At 75.5% G+C, this 13,306-nt stretch carries 11 protein-coding genes; 4 read left to right on the top strand and 7 right to left on the bottom strand.

Annotated elements, in window-relative coordinates:
* The first annotated feature begins 46 nt into the window (after positions 1-46).
* Positions 47-634 (top strand): TMEM165/GDT1 family protein, encoded by a 588-nt coding sequence (locus ABZW10_RS09325; protein ID WP_355362031.1) that lies wholly within the window; start codon positions 47-49, stop codon positions 632-634.
* A 33-nt stretch (positions 635-667) separates the two neighbouring features.
* Here ABZW10_RS09325 and ABZW10_RS09320 read toward each other — a convergent pair whose 3' ends face one another.
* Entirely contained in the window at positions 668-1,849 is a 1,182-nt protein-coding gene (locus tag ABZW10_RS09320) for a peptidoglycan-binding protein (protein WP_355362029.1), read from the bottom strand.
* Positions 1,850-2,190: 341 nt separating this feature from the next.
* Here ABZW10_RS09320 and ABZW10_RS09315 point away from each other — a divergent pair, with 341 nt between their 5' ends.
* The 3 genes from ABZW10_RS09315 to ABZW10_RS09305 are packed head-to-tail and all read left to right on the top strand — an operon-like array spanning position 2,191 to position 4,792.
* The gene (locus tag ABZW10_RS09315; protein WP_355362027.1) at positions 2,191-4,263 is read left to right on the top strand and encodes an MDR family MFS transporter; all 2,073 of its coding nucleotides are present in this window, start codon (positions 2,191-2,193) and stop codon (positions 4,261-4,263) included.
* Between the two features lie 25 nt (positions 4,264-4,288).
* The gene (locus tag ABZW10_RS09310; RefSeq protein ID WP_355362025.1) at positions 4,289-4,420 is read left to right on the top strand and encodes a hypothetical protein; all 132 of its coding nucleotides are present in this window, start codon (positions 4,289-4,291) and stop codon (positions 4,418-4,420) included.
* A 45-nt stretch (positions 4,421-4,465) separates the two neighbouring features.
* A complete protein-coding gene (locus ABZW10_RS09305; RefSeq protein ID WP_355362023.1) occupies positions 4,466-4,792 on the top strand; it encodes an antibiotic biosynthesis monooxygenase in 327 nt (108 codons plus the stop codon).
* An 85-nt stretch (positions 4,793-4,877) separates the two neighbouring features.
* On the opposite strand, the gene ABZW10_RS09300 is transcribed toward ABZW10_RS09305, so the two are convergent.
* The 6 genes from ABZW10_RS09300 to ABZW10_RS09275 form a co-directional block, all read right to left on the bottom strand.
* The gene (locus tag ABZW10_RS09300) at positions 4,878-7,328 is read right to left on the bottom strand and encodes an LPXTG cell wall anchor domain-containing protein (RefSeq protein WP_355362021.1); all 2,451 of its coding nucleotides are present in this window, start codon (positions 7,326-7,328) and stop codon (positions 4,878-4,880) included.
* 121 nt (positions 7,329-7,449) lie between these two features.
* On the bottom strand, positions 7,450-8,355 hold the full coding sequence (locus tag ABZW10_RS09295) for an ECF transporter S component (RefSeq protein WP_355362019.1): 906 nt from the start codon (positions 8,353-8,355) through the stop codon (positions 7,450-7,452).
* The gene (locus ABZW10_RS09290) at positions 8,352-9,965 is read right to left on the bottom strand and encodes an ATP-binding cassette domain-containing protein (protein ID WP_355362017.1); all 1,614 of its coding nucleotides are present in this window, start codon (positions 9,963-9,965) and stop codon (positions 8,352-8,354) included. The genes ABZW10_RS09295 and ABZW10_RS09290 overlap by 4 nt, the downstream gene beginning before the upstream one ends.
* Positions 9,962-11,140, bottom strand: a complete 1,179-nt coding sequence (locus ABZW10_RS09285) for a CbiQ family ECF transporter T component (protein WP_355362015.1) — start codon at positions 11,138-11,140, stop codon at positions 9,962-9,964. The genes ABZW10_RS09290 and ABZW10_RS09285 overlap by 4 nt, the downstream gene beginning before the upstream one ends.
* Positions 11,141-11,253: 113 nt before the next feature.
* The gene (locus ABZW10_RS09280; protein WP_355362013.1) at positions 11,254-11,907 is read right to left on the bottom strand and encodes an SCO2322 family protein; all 654 of its coding nucleotides are present in this window, start codon (positions 11,905-11,907) and stop codon (positions 11,254-11,256) included.
* 101 nt (positions 11,908-12,008) lie between these two features.
* Complete coding sequence (locus ABZW10_RS09275) at positions 12,009-13,286, bottom strand: prenyltransferase/squalene oxidase repeat-containing protein (RefSeq protein ID WP_355362011.1); 1,278 nt, start codon at positions 13,284-13,286, stop codon at positions 12,009-12,011.
* Between the last annotated feature and the right edge of the window lie 20 nt (positions 13,287-13,306).

The following is a 13,306-nucleotide window of genomic DNA, read 5'->3' as shown; positions in this document are numbered from 1 at the left end:
GAGCTGCTGCGGGCCGGCAGCCCGAACCCGAGGGACACCACCCCCGATGAGCCTGACCGTTGCCGTGATCACCTTCGGCATCATTTTCCTGTCCGAACTGCCGGACAAGACCGCCCTGGCCAGCCTGATGCTCGGCGCCAAGTACCGGGCGAGCTACGTCTTCGCCGGCATCGCCGCGGCCTTCGCCCTGCAGGTGGGCATCGCGCTGGTCGCCGGGCACCTGCTCTCGCTGCTGCCGCACCGCTGGGTGGAGGGCGTCACCGGTGTGCTGTTCCTGGCCGGCGCGGCGATGCTGCTGTTCCACGGCGGGGGTGACGAGGAGGACGGGCACGCCGCCAAGGAGCCGTCCGCCAACAGCTTCTGGAAGGTCGCCGGGGCCAGCTTCGTGGTCGTGGCGATCGCCGAGTTCGGCGACCTGACCCAGATCATGACCGCCAACCTGGCCGCCAAGTACGCCGACCCGCTCGCGGTGGGCCTGGGTGCCTGGCTGGCGCTGTGCGCGGTGGCGGGGATCGCGATCCTGGGCGGGCAGAAGCTGCTGAAGCACGTGCCGATGAAGATGATCATCCGGTTCGCGGCGGGTGTGATGGTGCTGATGGCCGCGTTCAGCATCTTCCAGGCGATCAAGGGCTGACGCGGCCGGGCGGTCCGGTGCGCCCCCGGCCGTTCAGCAGCCGGTTCGGGCCTCCAGGGCGGCGCGGGTGCTCGGGCCGTAGACACCACGGGCGTCGCCCCGGATGCCGTTGATGTCCTGGAAGTACATGACGATGAGCTTGGTGCGGTCGTCGTACTTTCCGGTCGGGGGCACCTTCTCCCAGCAGATCACGACGGAGAGTTTCCGCTGGAGCTCCTGGACGTCGGGCCCCTCCATCCCGTACTCCAGGACCCGGATCGTCGGGGTCGGCGTCGGTGTCTGGGGGGCGGTCGGGGAGGGGGCGGCCGGGGTGGGCGCCGCGGTGGTGGGCGCGGGCGGCGGGGCGGTGGGGAGCGGCGCCGGCGGTGCGGGTGGGGCGGTGGAGGCCGGATCCGGATCCGGCGCCTTCACAGGCGGGGCGGCGGCCACCGTGGTGGCGGGGGCGTCCGCGGGCGGGGTGCCGGTCGGGGACTTGCTCGGCGACGCCTTGGCGGTCGTCCGGGACGGGGTCGGTGTCGGCGCCGGGGTGTCCTCGGTGGGTGACGGTGCGCTCGGGCTCGGCTGGGCCGGCGTGGTCGGGTCCACCGGCGCCAGGCCGAGCGTGGCGGTCGGCACGGGGGCGGCCCCGTCGGGCGGTGCGGAGGAGGGGGTGATGGCGTAGGCGAGTCCCACGGTGACGGCCAGCAGGCCGGCGCCGGCCGCGATCAGCAGGCCCTTGCGGCGGGCGAGCGGGCCGCGGGCGCTCTTCTGCTCGGCCGCGCGCCGGGCGGCCCGGCCGCCGGCGGCCGGGGTCTCGGGTGCGGCGGCGGCGTGGGCGAACGGGAACACACCGAGCTCGTCCTCGGCGGGCGCGGCCGGTGCGTCGTGCGGGTGCGGCGGCCGGGCCGGCGGCGGGAACTGCGGGGCGGCGGCGACCGGCGGCAGCACGGTGGTCGCGTAGGCGTCGGCGTCCGGGCCCAGCGGGGGAGCGGCGGGCGGCAGCACGGTGGTGCCGAACGGGTCGCCGGCCGGTGGCGGCGGCACCGCTTCGTAGGCCGCCCCGGGCGGCGGGCCGTCGACGACCTGGCCGACGGCCAGCGGCACGTACGGGCGGACCAGCGGCGGGCCTTCCAGGTGCGGCAGGACGGTGGTCTCGTCGAGGCTGCCGTCCGGGACGAGGCAGCCGCACCCGGTGGAGCGTGCGGTGCCGCACGTCGGGCAGTGCTGGTCCGGCATCGGCCGGCCCTCCTGGGTATCTCGGTCGGTGGCGGTCTCGGACCCGGGCTCTGATCGGGCTCCGGTCGGACTCGTGTGCGGACGTCGGACGGGCCTGATTATGCAGGACGTCCCCGAGGGGGGACAGGGGCGTCCGGCGCGTTGTGGGGGTCTTGTGCCGGTTGGTGGGGGTTTGCGGCCGGTGGACGGTCGATGTGTCGACGTGGAGGTCGCGACAGCGTCCCGACCGCGCGCGCCCTGACGTTCGGTTCAACGGAAAAAGTGCGAATCGTCGCATTTCTGACAGCATGGTGAGCCGGGAGTGATCACCGCAGAGCTGCTGCTACGGATACGGAGACGCCATGACGGATCCGACCGCCGCGTCCGACCGGGTCCCGGCGGGCGAACCGGGCCCGCCCCAGCCCGCGCCCGGCAACCTGTGGGTGCCGATCGGGGCCCTGCTGCTGGCGATGCTGCTCGCGGCGCTCGACCAGACCATCGTCTCCACCGCCCTGCCCACCATCGTCAGCGACCTCGGCGGCCTGGAACACCTCTCCTGGGTGGTCACCGCCTACCTGCTCGCCTCCACCGCGGCCACCCCGCTCTGGGGCAAGCTCGGCGACATGTACGGCCGGAAGGTCTTCTTCCAGGCGTCCATCGTGATCTTCCTGCTGGGCTCGGTGCTGTGCGGCATCGCCCAGAACATGGGCGAGCTGATCGCCTTCCGCGCCCTGCAGGGCCTGGGCGGCGGCGGGCTGATCGTGCTCTCCCAGGCCATCGTCGGGGACCTCGTCGCCCCCCGGGACCGCGGCAAGTACCAGGGCGTCTTCGGTGCCGTCTTCGGCGTCACCAGCGTGCTCGGCCCGCTGCTCGGCGGGCTGTTCGTCGACAACCTCAGCTGGCGCTGGGTGTTCTACATCAACCTGCCGATCGGCGTGGTCGCCCTCGCCGTGATCGCGGCCGTGCTGCACGGCACGCAGACCCGGCGCCGGCACCGGATCGACTACCTCGGCACCACGCTGATCGCCGCCGTCGCCACCTGCGTGGTGCTGGTGACCTCGCTCGGCGGCACCACCTGGGCGTGGGGCTCCTGGCAGATCATCGGCCTGGCCGTGCTCGGCCTGGTCCTGCTGGGCGCCTTCGTCCTGGTGGAGCGGACCGCCGCCGAACCCGTGCTGCCGCTGCGGCTGTTCCGCTCCCGGACGTTCAGCCTGGTGGCCGTCATCTCCTTCGTGGTCGGCTTCGCGATGTTCGGCGCGCTCACCTACCTGCCGACCTTCCTCCAGATCGTGATGGGCGTCTCGCCGACGATGTCCGGCATCCACATGCTGCCGATGGTGATCGGCATGCTGATCACATCGATCGGATCCGGGCAGATCGTGGCCCGCACCGGTCGCTACCGAGTCTTTCCGATCGCCGGAACGGCCATCACCGTCGTCGGCCTGCTGCTGCTCTCCACGCTCGACGAGCACACCAGCACCTTTGTGATGAGCTGCTGGTTCCTGGTCTTCGGGCTGGGCCTCGGCCTGGTGATGCAGGTGCTGGTGCTGATCGTGCAGAACTCGGTCGGCTACCAGGACCTCGGCGTCGCCACCGCCGGCGCCACCTTCTTCCGCTCCATCGGCGCCTCGGTCGGGGTCTCCGTCTTCGGCACGGTCTTCGCCTCCGGCCTCAACCGCCGCCTCCACGACGCGCTGGCCGGCATCCCGCTGCCGCCCGGCTTCGAGCCGGGGACCATCGCCTCCGACCCGCGCGTCATCGGGCAGCTGCCCGCCGCCGCCCAGGCCGGGATCCACCACGCCTACGCCGAGTCGATCACCCGGGTCTTCCTCTACGCGGTGCCGGTGGCCGTGGTCGCCTTCGTCCTCTCGCTGTTCCTGCGGGAGCAGAAGCTGCGCAGCACCGTGACCGCCCCCGACCTGAGCGAGTCGATCGGCGTCAACCCGGTGGAGCGCTCCTCGCTGGACGAGATCAGCCGGGCCCTGTCGGTGCTGAGCACCCGTGAGGCGCGGCGCGACCTGTTCAAACGGATCACCGCCACCGCCGGCCTCGACCTCAAGCCCGCCTCCAGCTGGCTGCTGCTCCAGATGCACCACCACGGCTCCGTGGAGCCGGCCGAACTGGCGGAGCGCCGGATCATCCCGTTCCCGGTGGTGGAGGAGGCGGTGCGCGAGGTCGAGGGCCGCGGTCTGGCCGCCCGCACCGGCGGGCTGCCGCTGCGCCTCACCGAACCGGGCGAGGCGACGGCCCTCCAGCTGGTCGCCGCCCGGCGCACGCAGCTGGCCGAACTCCTCGGCGACTGGGACGAGAAGCAGTACACCGATCTCGCCGACCTGCTCACCCGGATGGCCTCCACCCTCTGCGCCGACGCCCGCGACCGCCCCGACCCGTCCGGCCACGAGCCCCCGTACCACGGGGAGGGCCGCTCCTTCTGACCGCGCCGCCGCCGGCGACACCCTGGTGCTGCCCGCCGGAGCCCCGCGCCGGCTGCGCTCCGACGGGGGCTTCACCGCCGTGGTCGCCTCCCCGGCGCCGTCCACCGCGCACGACCTGGAGACCGGGAACAGGGTCGCCCCGCCGTGGATCGTGTGAGGTGTAGCAGACTGCCTTCTCAGAACAACCCCGAGGAGGTACGGCGTGTCCGTCGTCAAGATCAATGTCCTGACCGTCCCCGCTGAGCAGCGGGAGGAGCTGGAGAAGCGTTTCGCTGCCCGGGCCGGCGCGGTGGAGAACTCGGACGGCTTCGAGTACTTCGAACTGCTGCGCCCGGTCGAGGGCACCGACCAGTACCTCGTCTACACCCGCTGGCGCGACGAGGAGTCCTTCCAGGCCTGGCTCACCGGCCCGATGCGCTCGGCCCACCGCCCCGCCGCCCCCGAGGGCGAGGCCCCGCAGCGCCCCGCCGCCACCGGCTCGACCCTCTGGTCCTTCGACGTCGTCCAGGCCACCGGCCCCAAGGCCTGAGCCCGACACGCACGAGGCCGCGCCCACGCGGGGAGCGTGGGCGCGGCCGTCGGTGTCCGCCGTGCGGGCGTCGTCCCTACGGGACTCAGCGGGTGCGGCGGGCCCGGATCACCAGGAGCGCGCCGGCCGCGACGGCGCCGAGCGCGGCGAGCCCGACGAGGGGCAGCAGCCGGGCCGTGTCGCTACCGGTCTCGGGGAGGTGGCCGCCGTGGTGCGGGGGACCGGTCGGGCCGGGCTCCGGGCTGTGGCTGGGGTTCGGGTTCGAACTGTGGCTGTGGCTCGGGCTCGGGCTGGGGCTGGGGCTCGAACTGTGGCTGTGGGTCGGGCTGGGGCTCGGGCTCGGACCGTGGCTGTGGGTCGGGCTGGGGCTCGGGCTGTGAGTCGGACTGTGACTGTGGCTGGGGCTGTGGGTCGGGCGCGGGCTGTGGGTCGGACTGTGGCTGTGGGTCGGGCTCGGGCTCGGGCTCGGCACGGTGACCGGAACCTCGGCACGGCAGCGCGGGTCGGTCGATCCCGGCGGGCAGTTGTTCGGGAAGGTGCCGGAGGTGACGGCGTTGCGCAGCACCGCGTCGGCGGCCAGCGGGGAGTGCACGGTGACGGAGTAGTCGATCGTCGCGTTGGCCCCGGCGGGCAGGTCACCGGTCCAGGTCAGCGTGGTGCCGGCGAAGTTGACGCTCCCGCGGTCCGCGACGGCGTCGTTGTTGTACGCGGCCGAGTTCAGCAGACCCGACAGGTCGTCGGTCAGGGTGACGCCCGGGGCGTCGGCCTGGCTGGTGTTGGTGACCTGGAGCCGGTAGCGGACGGTGTCGCCGGGCCGGGCGGTAGCCGGGGTGGCGGTCTTGACGATGGTGTAGCCGGGGACCTCGGCGACGGTGTTGCGGACGGTGTTGCTGGTGCGCTCCTGCTCCCGCTGGGTCTGGCTGCCCCGGAAGTGGAGTGTGGCCGTGTCGTCGAGGTGGGTGCCGACGGCGGTCGAGTCGTCGACGGTGACCTGGAAGGCGACCGTGGCCTCGGCGCCGGGTGCCAGGTCGGCGACCGTGCAGGTGACGGTCTGTCCGGAGGCCTGGCAGGCGGGGTTGGACCCGGCGACGAAGGTGGTGCCGACCGGGATCCGGTCGGTCACGGTGACGCCGGTCGCGGTGTCGAGGTCGCTGGAGCTGCCGTCCTGGTGGCGGTTGGCCACCGTGAACGAGTAGGTGATGGTCTGACCGGGGCCGACCAGGCCGGGCGGGTTGTCGTCGGGGCTGCCGGGCGGCGTGTTGGCCTTCGAGACCTGGAGGTCGGGTTCGAGGGCGTCCAGGGCCAGCCAGAGCGCCTGCGGCTCCAGCGCGTCACCGGCGCCGCTGATGCGGACCAGGGCCTGGTGGCTGCCGGCCGGGATCTTGCCGGTGACGTCGATCATCCGGGCGTCGTAGCCGTAGTTGTTGACCGGGTCCGGATCGCGGGTGGTGATGTTGGTGCCGGTCCCGTCCGTCGCGACGTGGTCGATCCGGCTGGTGAAGGCGTTGTCCGTGCCGATCCCGGTGGGGCCGGGCATCGGCAGGAGGGTCAGGTTGTCCGTCGCGGAGCCGACGGCCAGGGTGTCGCCGGCGATCGGGGCGTCACCGTCGCCCACGGTGATCCCCATGATCGCCTTCGGGGCCGTGGTGGCGGGGGTGCGGATGCCCCCGAGCGTGATCGTCGTCGCGTTGTTCGGGTCGCGCAGCAGCTGGTAGCCGTCCCAGACCTGGAGGTAGCGCAAGGGCTCCGCCTGGTCCTCGTAGGCGACGACCAGCGACCAGCCGCCCCAGCAGCCGACGTTGTTGCCGCCGAAGTTCTGCGCGGAGGACCGTCCGGCGCACGCCTGGATGTCCGCGACGGTGTAGCTGCCCGGGCCGGCCGCCTTCACCTCCGCGGTCACGTCCTTGACCGCCCCGCCGGCCAGCAGCGGCTCCGGCGGGGTGCCGCCGACCATCTGGTCGAACCAGTCGTAGGTGTCGGCGGTGAGCTGCTCGTAGGAGGCGCCGCCCGGGACCTTCCAGAAGACCTGGTTGCCGGTGTTGATGTCGCCCGAGGTGCCGCCCATGGTGCTGGTGTTGGTCGGGTTGAACTGCCAGTACAGCCGGGCCGACAGGACGTTGGCGCCGGCCGGCAGCAGCAGCTGCGCGGAGGAGGCGTTGGGCCCCGGCGCGTTCGGGTCGACCTTGACGAACTTGGTCCGGCCGTTGTTCGACCCCTCGGTGTCCGAGCAGACCGTGCCGTCGCTGTCGTCGCAGGTCAGCACCGAGTTGGAGGCCATGGTGAGATTGCCGTGCGCCAGGAGGTCGACCACCGGGTCCGGGCCGATCGGACGTTGTGTCCCGGCCCCCCTCGGCCTCGGTTCGGCGGCCCTGGCCGCCGGTTGCGCGGCCGGCCGGACGTGGTCGGCGCTCGCCGCCTCCGCCTGGGCCACCGGGGCCGGATCGGTCAGTGCGGCGGCGCCCGCACCGAGCACCACCGCCAGCAATGCGGACAGGACGTACGGCGGCCGCGGCCGCAGTCTTCGGACAGGGGACACGGGAACCTCGCTGTCGGGGGGCGACGCTGACAGCAGAACCTCGTACCTGTATCGACCGGCGCCGAATCCCGACCGGCGGGACCTTCATACGGCTGGGGCAGTCGAAGGCGGCGGACCGCCGTCAGGGGCGGGCGGTGTGGTTCACCCCTTCGGCCGGCGGGGTGCTGCCGGCTGGGCGGGGCGGCGGGCGGAAGGCGATCGGGGCGGTGAAGGCGGCGCGGCGGGTGGCCCGGCGCAGGGCGCGCAGCAGCGGGGTGCCGAGGGTGAGGCAGAGGACGACGGTGAGCGCGGCGCGCGGGAGGTCCCAGCCGAGGGAGGTGGTCAGGCAGTAGGCGGCGAAGCGGACCAGGTTGTCGGAGAGCGGATCGCCCGGGACGAAGGAGATCGAGCTCGCCAGGCCCGCGATGTAGGGCCAGCCCTGGAGGTTCATGATCACGCCGTAGAGGAGCGAGGCCACGGCTCCGTAGCCGGCGAGGACGACGAGTTCGCGGCGACCGCGCAGCCGGGCCGGGCCGGGCAGGAGGCCGGCCCCGAGGCTCACCCAGCCCATCGCGAGCATCTGGAACGGCAGCCAGGGCCCGACGCCGCCGGTCAGCAGGGCGGAGGCGAACATCGACAGCGCGCCGAGCACGAAGCCGAAGCCCGGCCCGAGCACCCGGCCGGCCAGCACCATCAGGAAGAACATCGGCTCCAGCCCGGCGGTGCCCGCGCCGAGCGGGCGCAGCGCGGCGCCGGCGGCGGCCAGCACACCGAGCAGGGCCACCGACTTGGCGTCCAGGCCGGGCGCGCCGCCGCCCGCCGCGCGGCCCTCGGAGATCTGGGCGACGAGCACGGCGAGCAGCAGCGGGAGCAGGAGGGCGAACAGCCAGGGGGCGTCGGCCGAGTGGCCGACCAGCGCGGAGTCCGTGGCGGCGAGCAGCGGCCAGCCGAAGCCCGCCACGCCGACCAGGGAGACCAGGGCGAGGGCGAGCACCGAGCGGCGGCCGAGCGGGACGGGGCGGGCCAGCGGGGCGTGCGGCGGGTTCACTCGGCGGCCTCCGCGAGGGCGTCGGCCACCTGGTGGACGGTCAGCCACGGGCCCGGCGCCAGGATCTTGGCGACCTGCGGGGCGAAGGCCGGCGAGCCGAGCACCACCTCCGGCGTCGGCCCGTCCGCGACGATCTCGCCGTCGGCCAGGACGGCGGTGCGGTGGGAGAGTTCGGCCGCGAGTTCGACGTCGTGGGTGGCGAGCAGCACCGCGTGGCCTGCGGCGGCGAGGTCGCGCAGGATCTCCACCAGCCGGGCCTTGGCCGCGTAGTCGAGTCCCCGGGTGGGCTCGTCGAGCAGGATCAGCGGCGGGCGGGCGGTGAGCACCACCGCCAGGGCGAGGGTGAGGCGCTGGCCCTCGGAGAGGTCGCGCGGGTGGGCGGTGTCGGCGAGGCCGGGCAGCAGCCGTTCGACCAGGGCCCGGCAGGTGCCCGGCTCGGCGCCCGCGTCGCGGTCGGCGGACGCGCACTCGGCGCCGACGCTCTCGCCGTACAGCAGGTCGCGCGGGTCCTGCGGGACGAGGCCGACCTGGCGGATCAGCTCGGCGGGCCGGGTGCGGTGCGGGGTGCGGCCGCCGACGGTGACCGAGCCGGCGGTGGGCGGGTGCAGGCCGACCAGGGTGCCGAGCAGGGTGGACTTGCCGGCGCCGTTGCGGCCCATCAGGGCGGTGACCTCGCCCGGGTGGAGGGTCAGGTCGACCCCGCGCAGGGCGGGGACGGGGCCGCGGCGGACCACCAGCCGGGAGGCGGTGGCGAGCGGCTCGCCGTGCCGGACGGCGGGCGGGGCGGGCGGGCGGTGCTCCGCCAGACGGTCGCGCAGTCCGGCGGCCCGGCGGCGGGCGTCGCGGACGGTGAGCGGCAGCGGGCGCCAGCCGGCCAGCCGTCCGAGTCCGACCACCGGGGGGTGGACCGGCGCGTTCGCCATCACCTCGGCCGGCTCGCCGAGCACCGGCGGCGCGCCGGGGGTCAGCAGCAGGACCCGGTCGGCGTACTGGACCACGCGCTCCAGCCGGTGCTCCGCCATCAGCACGGTGGTGCCGAGGTCGTGGACCAGCCGCTGGAGCACGGCCAGCACCTCCTCGGCGGCGCCCGGGTCCAGCGCGGAGGTGGGCTCGTCCAGCACCAGCACGCGCGGGTGGACGGTGAGCACCGAGCCGATCGCGACCCGCTGCTGCTGACCGCCGGAGAGCGAGGTGAGGGCGCGGCGGCGCAGGTCGGCCAGGCCGAGCAGGTCGAGGGTCTCCTCGACGCGGCGCCGCATCACGTCCGGGGGCAGGCCCAGGGACTCCATGCCGTAGGCGAGTTCGTCCTCGACGGTGTCGGTGACGAAGTGTGCGCGGGGGTCCTGGCCCACCGTGCCGACCAGGTCGGCGAGGTCGCGCGGGCGGTGCTCACGGGTGTCGCGCCCGCCGACGGTGACCCGGCCGTGCAGGACGCCGCCGGTGAAGTGCGGGACGAGGCCGCTCACCGTGCCCAGCAGGGTGGACTTGCCGGAGCCCGACGGGCCGACGAGCAGGCAGAGTTCGCCCTCGGGGATCGTCAGGTCGACGCCGCTGAGCGCGGGGGCCGCGGCGTCGGCGTACTGGACGCCGACCTGTTCGAAGGTGATCACGAGGTCCTCCGGGGCTGGGCCGGGTCGGTGTCGGTGGTGGCGGCGGTGTCGGTAGCGGTGTCGGCGGCGGCCGTGGCGGCCGGCGGGGGCGGGGCCGCGCATGCGGGGACGAGTCCGAGCAGGACGGCCGCCGCGGCGGCGACCGGCAGGACGGGCGCGGTCGGCGGGACGACGGTGGGGGCGAAGGCGAGCGGGTCGAGCGCGGCGAGCCAGGCCGTCGACGCGGCGACCGCGATCCCGGACCCGGCGGTGAGCCACTCGGGCAGCGCCCACGGATCCGGCCGGTAGCGGGTGCGGACGGAGCGCCGGCCGCCGAGCAGGAGCCCGGCGAAGGCGGCGGCCAGGCCGATCACGAGCACCGGCAGCGCCCATCCGGCGCCGCCCGCCGTCAGCAGTCCGTACGCGGCCAGGCAGACGCCGAGCAGTCCGGACAGCGTGAGCACCGCGGTGAGCACGGCCATCCGGCGCGGGACCGCGGCGGTACGGCCGAAGCCGCGGGTGTCCATCGCGGCCGCCAGCGCCACCGAGCGCTCCAGCGCGCCCTCCAGGACGGGCAGGCCGACGCTGAGCACGGCGGCGATCCCGCGGTCGGTGCGTCCGCGCAGCCGGCGGGCGGCGCGCAGCCGCTGCACGTCGGCGACCAGGTTCGGGGCGAAGGTCATCGCGACCACGACGGCGACGCCCGCCTCGTAGAGCGCGCCGGGGAGCGTGCGCAGCAGACGGGCCGGGCTGGCGAGGGCGTTCGCCGCGCCGACGCAGACCAGCAGGGTGGCCAGCCGCAGCCCGTCGTACAGCGCGGCGAGCAGGCCCTCGGCGGTGACCCGGCCGCCGATCCGCACGCCCTGCGCCCAGGCGGGCAGCGGGACTTCGGGGAGGGTGAACAGGACGTGGGTGCCGGGGACCGGCGAGCCGAGGAGGACGGCGAAGAGCAGGCGGATGCCGAGCACGAGGAGGCCCAGGCGCAGGAACGCGCCGTAGGAGCGCGACCAGGGGGCGTCGCCGCGGCGGGCGGCGACGACGTAGCCGGCGACGGCGGCGAGCAGCAGCAGGACCAGCGGGTTGGTGGTGCGGGTGGCGGCCGCGCCCAGGCCGAGCGCCCACAGCCACCAGGCACCGGGGTGCAGGTGGCGCGGGCCGGCGGGGGGCCGGCGACGGGCGGCGCGGGATGTGGGCACGGTGGGGTCCAGGGGTGGGACGGTCGGTGGGGAGCGGGAAGTCGGACGGGCCGGCTTTCCATGCCGGGCGTTCTGCCTCGGGCCTTCCGGGGCGGGGCCGCGCGGCGTGGGGCTCATCGGCGGTGGCGCACCTGCCAGGCGGCGCCCGCGCCGAGCACGACGACGAGCGCGAGGCCGGCGCCCACCCCGAGGGCGGGCCCGCTCGGGGAGGTCCGGGCGGCGCTCGCGCTCTCCGTGGGGCGCTCGCCGCCGGCGGGCGCGCCGGCCGCGCCGAGCTGGTCGGCACACCCGGCGCGCGGGAACCCGGCGATGGCGCAGAGCAGGCCGTTGCCGTCGTACCGCAGCGGTGGCGCGACGGTGGCCAGCACCTCGGCGGAGCTGGCGCGGGGCGCGACGACGGCACACGCGGTCCGCGGCGCGGGCGGGCTCTCGCCGCCCGGCGCGTCGGTGGCGCCGCCGAAGTCCAGGACCACGGCCACCCGCTTGCGCCCGTCCTGGGCCGGGGTGCCGGCGCAGAGGGCGGCGAAATCCCCGGCCGCGGCGGGCCGGGCGGCGTCCCGCCCGCCGTCCGGGCTGACGGCGAACCGCCAGCCCTCCACCGCGCCGTCCGCCGGGACGTGCACGGCGGGCCCCTGCTGCTGGTACGCCCAGCCGCCTGCGGACCACTGCCAGAACGACCAGTACCGGTACCCGGCGGCCTGGGCCGGGGCAGCCGCGAGCACCAGCAGGATCAGCAGCCCGGTGATCACCCCGGCCGCGAACCGCACGGCCGCCCGCACCACCCGCCGCCGCGCCTCGGACCCGGGTCCGGACGCGGCGGGGTCCGGCGGGGCCGGCGGCTCCGGCCGCGGGGCCCGGCCGGGGGTGGTCACAGCTTCGCGCCGCGCTTGCGCTGGAGGCTCAGCAGAAGGCCGCCGCCGATGCCGATCAGCAGGCCGATGCCGAGCAGCCAGTACGTGTTGAGGCCGCCCTTGTCCTCCTTCTTCGCCGGCGCGCTCGCCGGGGCGGACGCGGCGGCGGTGGCCTTCGGCGCCGGGCCGAGCGCGGTCAGCTGCTGGACCAGGTCGGTCCCGCCGAAGGCGGCCGGGTCGCGCTGCGCCGCCTGGGCGACCAGCAGCAGCGTGGCGGTGGCGGCGGCGTCGGTGCCGCCCTTGGTCCAGCTGCCGCCCTCCTTGGCCAGCCAGTCGACTGCGCCCGCGGCCTGCTGCGGGTGGCCGCCCTGGACCAGGCCCAGCGCGCCCCAGGCGGTGGCCGCGTAGTCGGGGGCGGGCGCGGCGCCGGGCAGGGTCAGCGTCAGGTGCTGCCCGCCCGCCGCGAGCTGCGCGGTGAGGTACGCGCTCGCCGCCTCGCCGGAGTCGGCGCGCGGGACGGCCGTGGCGGTGGCGCCGCCGTCCGGGCAGGCCAGGGCCTTGGGGGCGGCGTCGGAGCGGGTGGTGCTCACGACCGGCAGCCGGCCGCCGGTCGCGGCGAGCGAGGCCTGGCCGCCGGCCAGGCCGTTGGCCTCGGCGGGGGTGCCGTCCGGCGAGGTCTGGTAGACGAAGCCGCCGCGCTGCTCGGCGGGAGCGGCGCAGCCGAGCTGGAAGGCGGCGAGCCCGTCGAAGGCGCTCCGGCCGGCCTTGGCGACGGTCGCCGGGTCGGTCCCGGCGGCGAGCAGCGCGCTGACGGCGAGGGCGGTGGAGTTGGCGTCGCCCGGGTTGCCGGGGTTGTAGGCCCAGCTGCCGTCCGGGTTCTGGTTGGCCCTGAACCACTGGACGCCCTTGTCGACCGCCTCCTGGTGGCCGCCGAGCGCGACGAGCGCCTGGACCGCGACGGCGGTCGCGTTGCTGTCCTCCGTCTTGGCGTCGCACGCGGCCGAGGCGTCGGCCCGGTACGAGGGCCAGCCGCCGTCCGCGCACTGCTGGCCGGTGAGCCAGGCGACGGCGGAGTCGGCCGGGGTCACCTTGGCGGTGGTCAGCGCGGTCAGGGCGAGCGACTGCCGCCAGACGCCGTCGTAGGTCGGGTCGCCCTTGCCGTACAGGCCGTCGGGGACCGCGGCGGCGGGGGCCGTTCCGGCGCCGGGGGTGTCGGCCAGGGCCGGGGCGGCGGCGGTGCCGGTGAGCAGCGCGGCGGTCAGGGCGGCGGCGCCCAGACGGGCGGCGGTCAGCATGATCGGAGGTGTGCCTTTCG

This window comes from Kitasatospora sp. NPDC004723 (assembly GCF_040609255.1).
GTDB lineage: Bacteria > Actinomycetota > Actinomycetes > Streptomycetales > Streptomycetaceae > Kitasatospora.
The sequence above is the reverse complement of the archived record's forward strand: the minus strand, read 5'-3'. Positions and strand labels throughout refer to the sequence as shown.

What these genes read in the sequence shown, in the direction of transcription:
- ABZW10_RS09315 (WP_355362027.1), top strand. Translation starts at nt 2,191, where the DNA reads ATGACGGATCCGACCGCCGCGTCCGACCGGGTCCCGGCGGGCGAACCG.
- ABZW10_RS09325 (WP_355362031.1), top strand. Translation starts at nt 47, where the DNA reads ATGAGCCTGACCGTTGCCGTGATCACCTTCGGCATCATTTTCCTGTCC.
- ABZW10_RS09275 (WP_355362011.1), bottom strand. Translation starts at nt 13,286, where the DNA reads ATGCTGACCGCCGCCCGTCTGGGCGCCGCCGCCCTGACCGCCGCGCTG.
- ABZW10_RS09320 (WP_355362029.1), bottom strand. Translation starts at nt 1,849, where the DNA reads ATGCCGGACCAGCACTGCCCGACGTGCGGCACCGCACGCTCCACCGGG.